The sequence below is a fragment of the Nioella sediminis genome (assembly GCF_001879695.1).
GTDB classification, from domain to species: domain Bacteria; phylum Pseudomonadota; class Alphaproteobacteria; order Rhodobacterales; family Rhodobacteraceae; genus Nioella; species Nioella sediminis.
On record NZ_MNBL01000120.1, the window covers coordinates 1 to 16506 of the forward strand.

The window sequence follows — 16506 nt, forward strand, 5'->3', positions numbered from 1 at the left end:
GATCTTGTTCTCGCCGATCTCCGGGTCACGGCCTTCCATGGCGGCCAGAGCGGAGCCCGCGATGATCGGAATATCGTCGCCCGGGAAGTCGTATTCGGACAGCAGCTCGCGGACTTCCATTTCCACCAGCTCCAGCAGTTCCTCGTCATCGACCTGGTCGACTTTGTTGAGGAACACGACCATGGCGGGGATACCCACCTGGCGGCCCAGAAGGATGTGCTCGCGGGTCTGCGGCATCGGGCCGTCAGCGGCGTTCACCACCAGGATCGCGCCGTCCATCTGGGCGGCACCGGTGATCATGTTCTTCACGTAGTCGGCGTGGCCGGGGCAGTCCACGTGGGCGTAGTGGCGGTTGTCGGTCTCGTATTCCACGTGAGCGGTCGAGATCGTGATGCCACGGGCCTTCTCTTCCGGCGCGCCGTCGATCTGGTCATAGGCCTTGAAGTCACCGAAATACTTGGTGATCGCCGCCGTCAGCGTCGTCTTGCCGTGGTCAACGTGACCGATCGTGCCGATGTTACAATGCGGCTTGCCGCGCTCAAACTTTTCCTTTGCCATGATGGCCTCCTTAGCTGGTCGGGTGGCGGGGGAACCCCGCCCTACGGGGGGTGGGTAGGGCGGGGTTCATCCCCGCCATCCCGTTATGCGTATTTGGACTGGATCTCTTCCGAGATGTTCTGCGGAACCGGCTCGTAGTGGTCGAACTGCATCGTGAAGTTCGCACGGCCCGAGGACATCGAGCGCAGCGTGTTGATGTAGCCGAACATGTTGGCCAGCGGCACGAAGGCGTCGATCGCGATGGCGTTGCCACGGGTATCCTGCCCCTGAACCTGACCGCGACGGGACGTGAGGTCGCCGATGATGCCACCGGTGTAATCCTCGGGCGTCACGACCTCGACCTTCATGATCGGTTCCAGCAGCTTGGCGCCAGCTTTCTTCATGCCTTCGCGCATGCCCATGCGAGCTGCGATTTCGAAGGCCAGAACGCTGGAGTCAACGTCGTGGAACTTACCATCGACCAGGGCCACCTTGAAGTCGATCACGGGGAAGCCGGCCAGCGGGCCGCTATCCATGACGGACTTGATGCCTTTTTCAACACCGGGGATGTATTCCTTCGGCACGGCACCACCAACGATGCGGGATTCGAAGGAATAGCCTTCGCCCGGCTCGGTCGGCGAGATGATCAGCTTCACTTCGGCGAACTGGCCCGAACCACCCGACTGCTTCTTGTGGGTGTAGGTATGTTCGACTTCGTGGCCGATGGTTTCGCGATAGGCCACCTGCGGCGCACCGATATTGGCTTCCACCTTGAATTCCCGCTTCAGGCGGTCGACGAGGATGTCGAGGTGAAGTTCGCCCATGCCCTTCATGATGGTCTGACCGGACTCGAGGTCGGTTTCGACGCGGAAGGACGGGTCTTCGGCGGCCAGACGGGCCAGACCCTGGGACATCTTCTCCTGGTCGGCCTTGGTTTTCGGCTCGACCGCGATCTCGATCACCGGATCGGGGAAGGTCATGGTTTCCAGAACCACCGGATCGTTGACTGCGCAGAGCGTGTCACCGGTCGTGGTGTCCTTCAGGCCCGCCAGCGCGATAATGTCGCCTGCGAACGCTTCCGTGATTTCCTCACGGTTGTTCGAGTGCATCATCATCATCCGGCCAACGCGTTCCTTCTTGCCCTTGGTAGAGTTCAGAAGGGTATCGCCCTTGTTGAGCACACCAGAGTAGATCCGCGTGAAGGTCAGCGAGCCGACGAAGGGGTCGTTCATGATTTTGAACGCCAGGGCCGAGAAGGCCATGTCGTCATCGGCACGACGCGGGATGTTCCGGGTTTCGGTTTCGTCGCCCGGCTTGAAGCCCATGTAGTCGACCACGTCCAGCGGGCTGGGAAGGTAGTCCACCACGGCGTTGAGCAGGGGCTGCACGCCCTTGTTCTTGAACGCCGAGCCGCACAGCACGGGAATGAACGACATCGACAGGGTGCCCTGACGGATCAGCTTGCGCAGCGTCGGAACGTCCGGCTCGTTGCCTTCCAGATATTCCATCATCGCTTCGTCGTCCATTTCGACGGCGTTTTCGATGAGCTTGCCACGCCATTCTTCGGCGGTGTCCTTGAGCGAGTCACGGATCTCGCGCTGTTCCCAGGACGCGCCCAGGTCTTCGCCGGCCCAGACCCACTCTTTCATGGTCACGAGGTCGACGATGCCTTCCAGCTCGTTCTCGGCGCCGATCGGAATCTGGATCGGGGCCGGGGTCGCGCCGGTGCGGTCTTCGATCATGCGCACGCAGTTGAAGAAGTCTGCGCCGATCTTGTCCATCTTGTTGACGAACACGATGCGCGGAACCTTGTAGCGGTCAGCCTGACGCCACACGGTTTCGGTCTGGGGTTCAACACCTGCGTTGGCGTCCAGAACGGCAACGGCACCGTCGAGAACCGCCAGCGAGCGTTCGACTTCAATGGTGAAGTCCACGTGGCCAGGGGTGTCGATGATGTTCATCCGGTGCTTGGGCGTGTCGGCATTGGTGCCATCTTCGGTGCGCTCCCAGAAGGTGGTGGTCGCAGCCGAGGTGATGGTGATGCCGCGTTCCTGCTCCTGCTCCATCCAGTCCATGGTGGCTGCACCATCGTGCACCTCACCGATGTTGTGGGATTTGCCGGTGTAGTAGAGGATACGCTCGGAACAGGTGGTCTTGCCCGCATCAATGTGGGCCATGATCCCGAAGTTCCGGTAACGGTCGAGCGGATAGTCGCGAGCCATTGGTTTCGGTCCTTTGGCGAAAAAGAGAAAACCGCCGGGGGATCATTCCCCCGACGCGATTGCTTACCAGCGGTAGTGCGAGAACGCCTTGTTGGCGTCTGCCATCTTGTGGGTGTCTTCCCGCTTCTTGACGGCGGTACCGCGTCCATTCACGGCATCGACGAGCTCGCCTGCCAGGCGCTCTTCCATGGTGTTTTCGTTCCGCTTGCGCGATGCGGCGATCAGCCAGCGAATGGCGAGCGCTTCGCGACGTTCGGGACGCACTTCGACGGGAACCTGGTAGGTGGCACCACCGACGCGGCGGGAACGAACCTCGACAGCCGGTTTGATGTTGTCGAGGGCTTCGTGGAAGACTTCGACGGGCGCGCGCTTGAGCTTGCTCTCGACCCGGTCAAAGGCATTGTAGACGATGCGTTCTGCGACCGACTTCTTGCCGTCGATCATCAGGTTGTTCATGAACTTGGTCAGCACCGTATCGCCGAATTTGGCGTCGGGCAGAACTTGGCGCTTCTCAGCAGCGTGGCGACGAGACATCTGTTGATCCTCTTACTTGGGGCGCTTGGCGCCGTATTTCGAACGACGCTGACGGCGGTCCTTGACACCCTGGGTGTCGAGCACGCCGCGGAGGATGTGGTAACGGACGCCGGGAAGGTCTTTTACACGGCCGCCACGGATCAGGACGACAGAGTGTTCCTGAAGGTTGTGGCTTTCACCGGGGATGTAGCTGATCACCTCGTAGCCATTGGTCAGACGGACCTTGGCCACTTTCCGCATGGCCGAGTTCGGCTTCTTCGGGGTGGTGGTGTAGACGCGGGTGCAGACACCACGCTTCTGAGGGCAGGATTCCAAGTGCTGGGACTTGGAGCGCTTCACTTTGGGCTGCCGCGGTTTGCGGATCAGCTGTTGGATCGTCGGCATGGGGTCTCCCCGTTTCGCTCGTTCATGTCATCAGACGCAGTTGCTTACACAAAAACGTCTATGGCCGCATGTGCCCCTTCCCTACCTGGAGGACACAGCGGTGGAATTCTCAGAGGATCGGGGCACAACAAACGGCCCGGATCATGACCACTCAAATCTGTATACCGGACCCACGCCGCGATGAACGCGAAGGGGTCAGGTGGCGCGCGGTATAGGGGGAATCGGATAGGGTGTCAACAGCCGCACAGGGGCGCGCAATGCACAGGTCAGAAGCCTCGCTGCAACGCGGCCCAACCTCGCCGGAAGGCCTCAATATCCACCTCAAAGCGCCGTTTGACAAGGTCGGGCAGCTCTGCCGGATCAATCTCAGCCGGGTGGGTTCCGGTCAGGCTGATCGGGCTGTCATTCGTCGCATGTGCGCCACGCAGGAACATGACCTGATCTGTGAACGACACAAGCGGCATCCGCTGCCAGACCCGCTGATGGGGAAAGTCCATGACGCAGGCGTCATCGTCAGGGCGCAGATAGACGGTCAGCGCCGGGGCCCAACAATGGGCCAGCACCGGCGTCAGCGTGATATCGGGACCGGTCGCCGCCACCACAACGCCCTTCCCCTGATCCAGCGCCAGCCGCCCCCTTGGCCGCCAGATATCCCTGAGCTGGCCAAAGCTGCGGCGTATATTGGTGACGTAGTTCAACGCAACCGCGTCGTCGTCATCCAGCCGGAACTCCGCCACCGCCCGCGCCTTGGGGTCGCGTGCGGCTTGCAGGAGCTCTCGGTAGACCTGCCGGTGTGGCCCGGTCGGGCGATAGACAGGCCGGATCTGCGGTACCGGATCAATCAGCGCATGCAGGCGGCTGTGCCATGGGTCCGGCAGATCATCGCCGATCAGCAAAAGCAGGGTGAAATCCTGCCCGGTTTGCGCCCGGATGCCGGGCAAAAGGATATGCTCGAACCAGAAAAGCCGGGGGTCCAACCGCTCCGGCGCATAGAGCGCGGCGCGCCGGTCCTCCATCGTCTTGTGCCGGGTCTGGAACCCTTCCAGCGCTGCCGGATAGGAAAAGCGGCACAACCCCAGAACCTGCACCCCGCCGTCAGCCATCAGCCGCCTCGCGCAGCTTGCGTTCGCGGTAGAGCGTGAAGATGCCCGTTGCCACCACGATCGCCGCGCCTAACAGGGTCAGCGGACGCGGCCAGTCGCCAAAGACGAACCAGCCCAGAAGCAGCGCCCAGACCAATGCCGTATAGCGGAAGGGCGCCACGAAACCGATTTCCCCCACCCGCATCACCATGATGGAAAAGAGATAGCCGCCGATGATGAAGAAGGCTGCACCGGCGACCAGACCGGCTTGTCTCGCGGTTATCGGCTCCCATCCCTGCCAAAGCATCAGAACCCCGCCGAACAGCCCGACCGATCCCGCCGTGATCACCGCCACGGCCAGCGACGGCACCCTGTCAGAAAACCGCCGCGTGACAAGATCCCGCGCGGTGACCAGCAGGACCGCCAGAACCGCAACGAGGGAATAGACGTTGAACCCCTCGGCCCCCGGCTTGACGATCAGCAAGACGCCGCTGAAGCCCACGACAATGGCCGCCAGACGCTTCCAACCCACGGGCTCGCCCAGAAACAGGGCCCCCGCGAGGGTTATAGTCAGGGGCAGCGCGGCAAGGATCGCCGTCACATTGGCCAGCGGCATGTTCACAAGTGCCACAAGGAAGGCCACCATCGAGGTGATCTCGGCCCCGGTGCGGCCCGCCACCCTGCCCCAATCCCCACGCGGGATGGCCAGGCTGCGCAGCCCGAGCGCATAGGCCAATGCACCGATGAACACCGTCGTCAGGATGCCGCGCAAAAACACGATCTGAAAGAGCGGCAAATCCTCCGCCACCAGCTTTATGCAGGCGTCGTTGAAGGTGAAGGCGGCCATGCTTCCCATCATCAGAAGCGCGCCTTTCAGGTTGGGAGAAAGGATCATTCCCCGGCATCATCCCTGTCGGAAGCAAACTGCCGCCACATCAGCGGCAGCACTTCCTCGGGGTCAAGCCCGAAACGATCAGACAAGATCTTCTTGCCTTGCCATTTCGCCAGCGGCTCCGCCCCCGGCGGGATCGTCCGGCCAGAATCATTGTGCTGATGAAGCGTGCGCACGAACATCAGATCGGTGGGGTCCGACCACATCCGCGCATGGGCAGCCACGCGCCGGTGATTCCAGCGGAACATGTTGGACCGGGCGTCGGGCCTGGTAATCATGGCGCTGGCCAGCCCGAGCGGGCCAATCTCGCGGAAGTCATAAAAGGGCTGTGCCCGGTCATTGAGATCCCAGTAGATTCCCCGATGAAACGCGATGACAGCCGGGTGATCCTCATCCGCCCAACCCAGCCTGATCAACTGGTCGGCCACGGCGCGGGTCTTCTCGATATAGTCAACCGCCACGGCGTCATCGTCATCAATGCGAAAGCCCGTGATGTAATCGGCCCCCGGTTCGGTTCCACGCCTAAACGCGCGCCGGGTGGCGTTCAGCGGGCCATTGGGTTCGATGGCGCAAATTCGCAGGAAGGGATAGTGATCGGCCAGCCCCTTCAGGCGCTTGCGAAACCGCATGGGCATCGAAGTGCCGATCAGCACGACCAACCGGAAACCCTGGTCGGTCTGGGCCGCAAGCGAGGGCAGGCAAAGCTTTTCGAAGAAGGCAAAGCGGCGGGCCATACGGGCAGGATCGTAGAGCAGGTCCATAAGCGCGGCTTCGTCCAGCTTCGACGCCTCGAACCCGCCTGCGCCCAGATAGGAGAAGCGGCACACACCCACGATCTGATTGTCGAAACCCGTGGCCATGCACCCACCATGTCACACTAAAACCGATGGGTCGAATGCTAGGACAAAGCAGAGTGCGAGGGAATCCCTCAATCATGGGTCTGCGCGATGTACGCTTTCGACCCCGATGAACCGGGCCATGCGGGCCAGCTCTGCCCCCAGCTTTTCTTCCCGCGCGGGCATCCATTTCACTCCGGGTTCTGGCCAAAGCTTCAGAACATCGAGGCGAGAGGCCTTGCGGTCTGCCTTCACCTCGATCCGGCCCACGAAACGCTCCCCTTCCAGGATCGGGAAGACGTAGTAACCCCAGATCCGCTTTGCGGCGGGGACGAACATTTCTACCCGGTAATCGAAACCGAACAGACGCGACAGGCGGTTGCGGTCACGGATCACCGGGTCAAACGGATTGAGGATGCGCAGGCGGCTGGTGGCGGGGGTCAACCCGGCAAGCCGGTCCTCGATATCCGGGGGCGCAACGGCGCTTGCCCAACTGCCATCGGCACCCTGGACCGAGACGGGAACCAGTTCAGCCCCATCGGCCCAGGCACGTGCCTCGGGCAGCGTTACGGCGTCCCAGAAACGTTTCACATCGCCCGCTGATCCGAAACTCATCCGGTCGAGCGCAGCCTCGCATAGCCACCTGATCTGCTCAGCCTCGCTCAGCTCCATCTCGCGCAGATGCGCCGGGAACACCCGTTCTGCCAGATCATAATACTTGGTAAAATTCACCCGGTGGCAGGTGGCCAACTCGCCCGCGTGCCACATGTAATCCAGCGCAAGCTTGTGCGGCGGGCGGTGCCACATCTGCCGTTCGCCCTCGATCTTCGTGTCAAACGCATGGGTGGACAGCGCGCCCTCGCGGGCGATCCGGTCCTTGATCTTCTGCCGACCCTCAGCATCGGGCAGCCCTTTGACCCAACCCGCGCGGTCATAATAGGCGCGCATCCGGTCGAACTGCCGCCGCCACATGGGCAGGAATTCCATCGGCAAGACGCTGGCGTCATGGGTGAAATGCTCGAACACCGCGCGATCCTTAGCCAGAAGCCGGTCCAGCATCGGTTCGCGGTAGTTCTGATTGCGGCTCCAGAGAATGTGGTGATGAGCGCGGGAGACGACCTGGATCGTGTCGAGCTGCACGAAACCAAGTGCCTGGATCATTGCCCCCAGATCCAGCGGGCCGGTCGGTGTTTCCCCGAGACCCTGCGAATGCAGCCAGAGCCGCCGCGCGTTGCGATTGTCGATTCTAAGCTCAGCCAATGAAACGCCTCGGGCAAACCTGATCAGAGGACCACCCTAGGGACGGCCGATCAAAAGAAAAACCCCCACCGAATGACCGGCGGGGGCTTTGATCTTGTCAAACCTCGAAGGGCTTATTCGTCCTCGGGTGCCGGTGCGGCGAAGATATCCGCCTCTACCGGGGTCTCCTCGGGCGCAGCCAGTGCGGCGGCGGCCTCCGCCTCGGCACGGGCCTCTTCGATCACCACATTGTCACGCTCCTGCGCGATCTTGCGGACCTGCTGCGTGGCACCACCGGTCCCAGCCGGGATCAGGCGGCCGACGATGACGTTTTCCTTCAGGCCCACCAGTTTGTCGCGCTTGCCCTGAACCGAGGCTTCGGTCAGCACGCGGGTGGTTTCCTGGAAGGAGGCCGCCGAGATGAAGGACCGGGTCTGCAGCGAGGCCTTGGTGATCCCCAGAAGGATCGGCTCGCCGGTTGCCGGACGACCGCCCTTGGCAATCGCCTTCTCGTTGGCCTCGTCGAACTCTGCCTTGTCGACGTTTTCGCCTTTCAGCAGCGTGGTTTCACCAGAGTCGAGGATCTCCCACTTCTGCAGCATCTGGCGAACGATCACCTCGATGTGCTTGTCGTTGATCTTCACGCCCTGCAGACGGTAGACGTCCTGCACCTCGTCGATGAGGTAATCGGCCAGAGCCTCGATCCCCATGATCCGCAGAATGTCATGCGGCGCCGGGTTGCCATCCATGATGTAGTCGCCCTTCTGGACGAAATCGCCCTCGGCAACGGGGATGTGCTTGCCCTTGGGCACCATGTATTCCACGGGTTCCTGGGTGTCGTCGGCGGGCACAATGGAGATCCGGCGCTTGTTCTTGAAGTCGCGACCGAATTTCACGTAGCCATCTTTTTCCGCGATGATGGCGTGGTCCTTCGGACGACGTGCTTCGAAGAGTTCGGCCACACGCGGCAGACCACCGGTAATGTCCTTCGTCTTCGCGCCTTCCCGCGGGATACGGGCCACAACCTCACCTGCGGCAACCTGCTGGCCGTCTTCGACCGACAGAATCGCGTCCACCGACATCGGATAGGTCACCGGGTTGCCCGCGTCGTTGCGGACCGGTTCGCCATCTGCGTCAGCGATCAGGATTTCCGGCTTCAGTTCGTTGCCCTTGGGCGCGGTGCGCCAATCCATCACGATCTTCTGGGTCATGCCGGTGGCATCGTCGGTCTCTTCGCGCACGGCAATGCCGCTGACGAGGTCGACGAATTTCACCGTACCCGCCTTCTCGGCGATGATCGGCAGGGTGTAGGGATCCCATTCGAACATCCGCTGACCGCGTTCCACGGCTGCGCCTTCCTCGACATGGATCTTGGCACCGTAGCCCGGCTTGTAGCTGGCCCGTTCCGCGCCCTGATCATCGACGATGACCAGCTGCATGTTGCGGCCCATCACGATCTGCTCGCCTGCCGCGTTGGTCAGCAGGTTGGCGTTGCGGTACTCGATCTTGCCGGCCTGGCCCGCTTCCTGGAAGGACTGCTGGCCACCCTGGGCAACACCGCCGATGTGGAAGGTCCGCATCGTCAGCTGCGTACCCGGTTCACCGATCGACTGCGCCGCGATGATGCCCACGGCTTCGCCCGTGTTCACCCGCGTACCGCGGGCAAGGTCACGACCGTAGCAAGTGGCGCAGACGCCTTCCTCGGCCTCACAGGTCAGAGGGCTGCGGATGCGCATCGACTGGACACCCGCCGCTTCAACGGCATCGGCCTTGCGTTCGTCGATCAGCTCTCCTTCCGCAACGATCACCTCATCGGTGCCGGGCACCAGCACATCTTCACCACAGGTGCGGCCAAGGATGCGTTCCGCCAGCGAGGAGACGACCTCACCGTCGCGGGTGGCGGCCTCTGCGGTGATCGTGTTCGAAGTGCCGCAATCGACCATACGGACGATGCAGTCCTGCGCCACGTCCACCAGACGGCGGGTCAGATACCCCGAGTTCGCCGTCTTCAGAGCGGTATCGGACAGACCCTTACGAGCGCCGTGGGTGGAGTTGAAGTACTCCAACACGGTCAGGCCTTCCTTGAAGTTCGAGATGATCGGCGTCTCGATGATCTCACCCGACGGCTTGGCCATCAGGCCACGCATACCGCCAAGCTGCTTCATCTGGGTGACCGAGCCACGCGCCTTGGAGTGGGCCATCATGTAAACCGAATTCGGTTCCATTTCGGCGCCGGTCTCATCATGGCGAATGGCCGAGATCGTATCCATCATCGCCGCTGTGACCTGATCGTTACACTTCGACCAGGCGTCGATGACCTTGTTGTACTTCTCGCCCTGGGTGATCAGGCCGTCCATGTACTGCTGTTCAAAGCCTTTGACCTGCTCGCGCACGTCGTCGACGATTTCCCACTTGGTGTCGGGGATCACCATGTCGTCCTTGCCGAACGAGATGCCCGCCTTGAACGCCTCGCGGAAGCCCATGCCCATGATCTGGTCGCAGAAGATGACCGACTCCTTCTGGCCGCAATAGCGGTAGACGGTGTCGATGACCTGCTGAACTTCACCCTTCTTGAGTAGGCGGTTGACCAGTTCGAACGGCGCCTTGGCATTGAGCGGCAGCAGCGCGCCCAGTTTCAGACGGCCCGGGGTGGTCTCGTAGCGCTTGAGAACCTCGTTGCCTTCCTCGTCGATCTGCTTGATCCGCGCGGTGATCTTGGCGTGCAGGTGCAGTTCGCCGGAATCCAGCGCGTGCTGAACCTCGTCGATATCAGCGAAGATCATGCCTTCGCCCGGCATCCCTTCCCGCTGGAGGGTCAGGTAGTAGAGACCAAGAACCATGTCCTGCGAGGGAACGATGATCGGCGCGCCGTTGGCGGGCGACAGAACGTTGTTCGTCGACATCATCAGAACACGCGCTTCCAACTGTGCCTCAAGGCTCAGCGGGACGTGCACGGCCATCTGGTCACCGTCGAAGTCGGCGTTGAAGGCCGAACAGACCAGCGGGTGAAGCTGGATTGCCTTGCCTTCGATCAGAACCGGTTCAAACGCCTGAATGCCAAGACGGTGCAGCGTGGGCGCACGGTTCAGCAGCACGGGGTGTTCGCGGATCACCTCGTCGAGGATATCCCACACCTCGGGGCGCTCTTTTTCGACCAGCTTCTTCGCCTGCTTCACGGTGCTGGACAGGCCCTTGGCCTCCAGCCGCGAGTAGATGAAGGGCTTGAACAGTTCGAGCGCCATCTTCTTGGGCAGGCCACACTGGTGCAGCTTCAGTTCCGGCCCCGTCACAATCACCGAACGGCCCGAGAAGTCGACCCGCTTGCCCAGAAGGTTCTGGCGGAAGCGGCCCTGCTTGCCCTTGAGCATGTCAGAGAGCGACTTCAGCGGACGCTTGTTGGCCCCGGTGATGACGCGACCACGACGACCGTTGTCGAACAGCGCATCCACGGATTCCTGCAGCATCCGCTTTTCGTTGCGGATGATGATATCGGGCGCGCGCAGTTCAATGAGACGCTTCAGACGATTGTTCCGGTTGATGACCCGGCGATACAGATCGTTCAGGTCGGAGGTCGCGAAACGGCCACCGTCCAGCGGCACCAGCGGGCGCAGTTCCGGCGGAATGACCGGGATCACGGTCAGGATCATCCATTCCGGGCGGTTGCCGGATTCAAGGAAGTTCTCGACGATCTTCAGCCGCTTGATGATCTTCTTGGGCTTCAGTTCACCGGTAGCCTCCTTGAGATCCTCACGCAGCTGCGCAGCCTCGGCTTCGAGGTCGATGTTCTGCAGCATCTCACGGATGGCTTCGGCACCGATATTGGCCTGGAACGCATCCATGCCATAGGCGTCCTGCGCATCCATGAACTCTTCTTCGGTCATCAGCTGGCCATAGGTCAGGTCGGTCAGACCCGGCTCGATCACCACGTAGTTCTCGAAGTAGAGGATGCGTTCCAGATCGCGCAGGGTCATGTCCAGCATCAGGCCGATGCGGCTAGGCAGCGACTTGAGGAACCAGATATGCGCGACCGGCGCAGCCAGTTCGATATGGCCCATGCGTTCGCGGCGGACCTTCTGCAGGGTGACTTCCACGCCGCATTTCTCGCAGACAACGCCGCGATACTTCATCCGCTTATACTTGCCGCAGAGGCATTCGTAGTCCTTCACAGGACCGAAGATGCGGGCACAGAACAGGCCGTCACGCTCGGGCTTGAAGGTCCGGTAGTTGATGGTCTCGGGCTTCTTGATCTCACCAAAGGACCACGAGAGAATCCGTTCCGGAGAGGCCAGAGAGACCTTGATTTCGTCGAACACCTTCTGGGGGGCCAGCGGGTTGAACGGGTTGTTGGTCAGTTCCTGGTTCATGTCTTAACCTTTCTCAGGCTGTGCGTTCGGGTTGAGAGGGGTGAAAGGCGCTTCGAAGCGCCTTTCCAAGCGCCTTCGAAGGCGCTTTTTCCGTCACTCTTCTCCACCCTCCGCATCCAGGAGTTCCATGTTGAGGCCGAGGCCCCGTACTTCCTTGACGAGAACGTTGAACGATTCCGGCACGCCGGCTTCGAAATTGTCCTCACCCTTGACGATCGACTCGTAGACCTTGGTTCGGCCCGCCACGTCATCCGACTTCACCGTCAGCATTTCCTGCAGGGTGTAGGCGGCACCGTAAGCCTCAAGGGCCCAGACCTCCATCTCCCCGAAGCGCTGACCGCCGAACTGCGCCTTACCGCCGAGCGGCTGCTGCGTTACCAGCGAGTACGGCCCGGTAGACCGTGCGTGGATCTTATCGTCCACCAGGTGGTGCAGCTTCAGCAGGTACTTCACGCCCACGGTCACCTTGCGGCTGAACTTCTCGCCAGTGCGCCCGTCGAACAGGTCCGACTGGCCCGAGGTGTCGAACCCGGCACGCTGGAGCGCGTCGTTCACGTCCGCCTCTTTGGCACCGTCAAAGACCGGGGTCGCGATCGGAACGCCACGGGTGACGTTACCGGCCATCTCAACCAGCTGATCCTCGCCCGCATCAGACATGATCTCGTCATAGACATCGCCATAGGCGATCTTCATGGCGTCACGGACCGGGGTCATGTCCCCGGTACGGCGATAGTCCTGCAGTGCCTCGTCAACCTTCAGGCCCAGACCGCGCGCGGCCCAACCCATATGGGTTTCAAGGATCTGACCGACGTTCATCCGGCTCGGCACGCCGAGCGGGTTCAGCACGAAGTCGACTGGCGTACCGTCGGCAAGGAAGGGCATGTCTTCCATGGGAACAACCTTGGAGATAACGCCCTTGTTCCCGTGGCGACCGGCCATCTTGTCACCCGGCTGAAGCTTGCGCTTCACGGCGATGAAGACCTTGACCATCTTCATCACGCCCGGCGGCAGGTCGTCACCACGACGCACCTTCTCGACCTTGTCCTCGAAACGGTGATCGAGCGCGCGCTTCTGCGCTTCGAACTGCTCGTGCAGGGCTTCGACCTGGGCCGCGTCCTGCTCATCCCCGAGGGCAAGCTGCCACCACTGGCCACGGCTGAGCGTATCCAGCAGCTCGTCGGTAATCTCGGAGTTCGCCTTGACGCCTTTCGGGCCCTTCACGGCAGTCTTGCCAATGATCATCGACTTCAGACGCGCGTAGATGTTGCGCTCAAGAATGACCAGCTCGTCGTCCCGGTCACGGGCCAGACGTTCGACTTCCTCACGCTCGATCTGCAGCGCCCGTTCGTCTTTCTCGACGCCGTGACGGTTGAAGACACGAACCTCCACCACGGTGCCGAAGTCACCGGGCTTCACGCGCAGCGAGGTGTCGCGCACATCCGACGCCTTCTCACCGAAGATGGCGCGCAGAAGCTTTTCTTCCGGCGTCATCGGGCTTTCGCCCTTTGGCGTGATCTTGCCAACCAGGATATCGCCCGGTGCAACCTCGGCGCCGATATAAACGATGCCAGCCTCGTCGAGGTTGCGCAGCGCCTCTTCCCCGACGTTCGGGATATCGCGGGTGATCTCTTCCGGCCCCAGCTTGGTGTCACGGGCGGCGACTTCAAATTCCTCGATATGGATCGAGGTGAAGACGTCATCGCGCGCGATGCGTTCCGAGATCAGGATCGAGTCTTCGTAGTTGTAGCCGTTCCAGGGCATGAAGGCGACGACGACGTTCTTGCCGAGCGCCAGTTCCCCCATGTCGGTGGACGGGCCGTCGGCAATCACTTCGCCCTTGGACACGCTGTCACCCACCTTCACCAGCGGACGCTGGTTGATGCAGGTGTTCTGGTTCGACCGCTGGAACTTGCGCAGGCGGTAGATATCCACGCCCGCATCGCCCAGTTCCAGATCCTCGGTGGCACGCACCACGATCCGGGTGGCGTCCACCTGGTCGATCACGCCGCCGCGCTTGGCCTGAATGGCCGCGCCGGAGTCGATAGCCACTTTGCTTTCAATGCCGGTGCCCACGAAGGGCGCATCGGCCTGCAGAAGCGGCACTGCCTGACGCTGCATGTTCGAGCCCATCAGGGCGCGGTTGGCGTCGTCGTTTTCGAGGAACGGGATGAGAGAGGCCGCAACCGACACCAACTGCTTGGGCGACACGTCGATCAGGTCCACGCTTTCACGCGGTGCCATGGTGTATTCGCCCGATTTGCGGGTGTTCACCAGGTCGTTGATGAACTTGCCGTCCTCGTCCAGCGTTGCGTTGGCCTGGGCCACGGTGTGACGCATCTCCTCGGTCGCGGACATGTAGTTGACCTCGTCGGTCACCTGGCTGTCCACCACCTTGCGATAGGGGGTCTCGATGAAGCCGTATTTGTTTACGCGGGCATAGGTGGCCAGCGAGTTGATCAGGCCGATGTTCGGACCTTCCGGCGTTTCAATCGGGCACATCCGGCCATAGTGGGTCGGGTGCACGTCGCGCACCTCGAACCCGGCACGTTCGCGGGTCAGACCGCCCGGCCCAAGCGCCGAAAGGCGCCGCTTGTGGGTCACTTCCGACAGCGGGTTGGTCTGGTCCATGAACTGGGAAAGCTGCGAGGAACCGAAGAATTCGCGCACCGACGCCGCGGCCGGTTTCGCGTTGATCAGGTCTTGCGGCATGACCGTGTCGATTTCGACCGAGGACATGCGTTCTTTGATCGCACGCTCCATGCGCAGCAGGCCGACGCGGTACTGGTTTTCCATCAGCTCGCCAACCGAGCGCACCCGGCGGTTGCCGAGGTGGTCGATATCGTCGATGTCGCCCAGACCGTCGCGCAGTTCCACCAGAGCCTTGACGCAGGCGATGATGTCTTCCTTGCGCAGAGTCCGCTGCGTGTCTTCCGCATCCAGCGCCAGACGCATGTTCATCTTGACCCGGCCAACAGCGGACAGGTCATAACGCTCGGAATCGAAGAACAGCTGGTCGAACAGGTTTGACGCGGCCTCGACGGTCGGCGGCTCACCCGGACGCATGACGCGGTAGATATCCATCAGCGCCGTGTCGCGGCCCATGTTCTTGTCGGCGGCCATGGTGTTGCGGATGTAGGGACCGACATTGATGTTGTCGATGTCCAGAACCGGGATCTCGGTAAAGCCCGCGTCCAGCAGCTCTTTCAGGCTGCCGCCGGTCACTTCGCCGTCCTTGTCGACCTCCCAGGTCAGCTCGTCCCCGGCTTCGACATAGATCGCGCCGGTTTCCTCGTTGATGATGTCCTTGGCGACGAAACGGCCAACGATCTGTTCGAACGGCACCAGCAGTTCGGTGACATTGCCCTCTTCGATCAGCTTCTTGACCGCGCGCGGCGTCACTTTCTTGCCCGCTTCGGCGATCACTTCTCCGGTGGCGGCGTCCACGAGGTCATGGGTGGGACGGGTGCCGCGCACACGCTCGGGGAAGAACTGGGTTGCCCAACCCTTGTTCTTCTCAAGCTTGAAGGTGACCGTGTTGTAATAGGCATCCATGATGCCTTCCTGGTCCAGGCCAAGCGCATAAAGCAGCGTCGTCACCGGCAGTTTGCGGCGACGGTCGATACGCGCATGGACGATATCCTTGGCGTCGAATTCGAAATCGAGCCAGGAGCCGCGATAGGGAATGATGCGGCAGGCAAAGAGCAGCTTGCCGCTGCTGTGGGTCTTGCCCTTGTCATGATCGAAGAACACGCCTGGAGACCGGTGCATCTGGGAAACGATGACCCGCTCGGTGCCGTTGACGATGAAGGTACCATTTTGTGTCATCAGGGGCATGTCGCCCATGAACACATCCTGTTCCTTGATGTCCTTGACCGACTTGGCGCCGGTATCCTCGTCCACATCGAACACGATCAGGCGCAGCGTCACCTTCAGCGGCGCGCTGTAGGTCATGTCGCGCTGCTGGCATTCCTCGACGTCGTATTTCGGGCTTTCCAGCTCGTATTTGACGAATTCGAGAATCGCGGTTTCGTTGAAATCCTTGATCGGGAAGACCGACTGGAACACGCCCTTGATGCCTTCGCCATCGGCGGGCTGGTCCTGGTCGCCGGATTTGAGGAAGAGGTCGTAGGACGACTTCTGCACCTCGATCAGGTTCGGCATTTCCAGCACTTCGCGGATTTTGCCGTAAAATTTGCGGATTCGTTTCTGGCCTGCGTAGGTCTGAGCCATGCTCTCGGACACCTTTCGTTTCTTCGCGCTCGCACGGGCCGTCGGGGCACCGGCCATGCGTCGCACTGAAACCAGACGGGTTCGGATCAATTCATGCCTGCCGTCCCACCGGCGGGCTCCCGATCCTGTGAACCGCGTCTTGGGGAAGGTCCGTCACATGCGGGCCCTCGCCAAGACGAGGCTGGC

General features: G+C 61.6%; 10 protein-coding genes. All 10 read right to left on the minus strand.

Annotated features, from left to right (window positions below):
• On the minus strand, nucleotides 1-558 hold a 558-nt coding region (locus tag BKY26_RS15010), incomplete at its 3' end, for a GTP-binding protein (protein ID WP_131541891.1).
• Nucleotides 559-641: 83 nt separating this feature from the next.
• Entirely contained in the window at nucleotides 642-2759 is a 2118-nt protein-coding gene (gene fusA, locus BKY26_RS15015) for an elongation factor G (protein ID WP_071691207.1), read from the minus strand.
• 63 nt (nucleotides 2760-2822) lie between these two features.
• A complete protein-coding gene (rpsG, locus tag BKY26_RS15020; RefSeq protein WP_071691208.1) occupies nucleotides 2823-3293 on the minus strand; it encodes a 30S ribosomal protein S7 in 471 nt (156 codons plus the stop codon).
• Nucleotides 3294-3305: 12 nt separating this feature from the next.
• Complete coding sequence (gene rpsL / locus BKY26_RS15025) at nucleotides 3306-3677, minus strand: 30S ribosomal protein S12 (protein ID WP_071673925.1); 372 nt, start codon at nucleotides 3675-3677, stop codon at nucleotides 3306-3308.
• 266 nt (nucleotides 3678-3943) lie between these two features.
• Complete coding sequence (locus tag BKY26_RS15030) at nucleotides 3944-4780, minus strand: glycosyltransferase (RefSeq protein ID WP_071691209.1); 837 nt, start codon at nucleotides 4778-4780, stop codon at nucleotides 3944-3946.
• A complete protein-coding gene (locus tag BKY26_RS15035) occupies nucleotides 4773-5654 on the minus strand; it encodes a DMT family transporter (protein ID WP_071691210.1) in 882 nt (293 codons plus the stop codon). Before BKY26_RS15035 ends, BKY26_RS15030 begins: the two co-directional genes overlap by 8 nt.
• Nucleotides 5651-6511, minus strand: a complete 861-nt coding sequence (locus BKY26_RS15040) for a glycosyltransferase (protein ID WP_071691211.1) — start codon at nucleotides 6509-6511, stop codon at nucleotides 5651-5653. The genes BKY26_RS15035 and BKY26_RS15040 overlap by 4 nt, the downstream gene beginning before the upstream one ends.
• 72 nt (nucleotides 6512-6583) lie before the next feature.
• Entirely contained in the window at nucleotides 6584-7747 is a 1164-nt protein-coding gene (locus tag BKY26_RS15045; protein ID WP_071691212.1) for a winged helix-turn-helix domain-containing protein, read from the minus strand.
• A 113-nt stretch (nucleotides 7748-7860) separates the two neighbouring features.
• Nucleotides 7861-12090, minus strand: coding sequence for a DNA-directed RNA polymerase subunit beta' (gene rpoC / locus BKY26_RS15050; protein WP_071691213.1), 4230 nt, complete (start codon nucleotides 12088-12090; stop codon nucleotides 7861-7863).
• A 93-nt stretch (nucleotides 12091-12183) separates the two neighbouring features.
• Nucleotides 12184-16320: a DNA-directed RNA polymerase subunit beta gene (gene rpoB / locus BKY26_RS15055; RefSeq protein WP_083431476.1), complete on the minus strand. Its 4137-nt coding sequence runs from the start codon at nucleotides 16318-16320 to the stop codon at nucleotides 12184-12186.
• Nucleotides 16321-16506 lie beyond the last annotated feature (186 nt).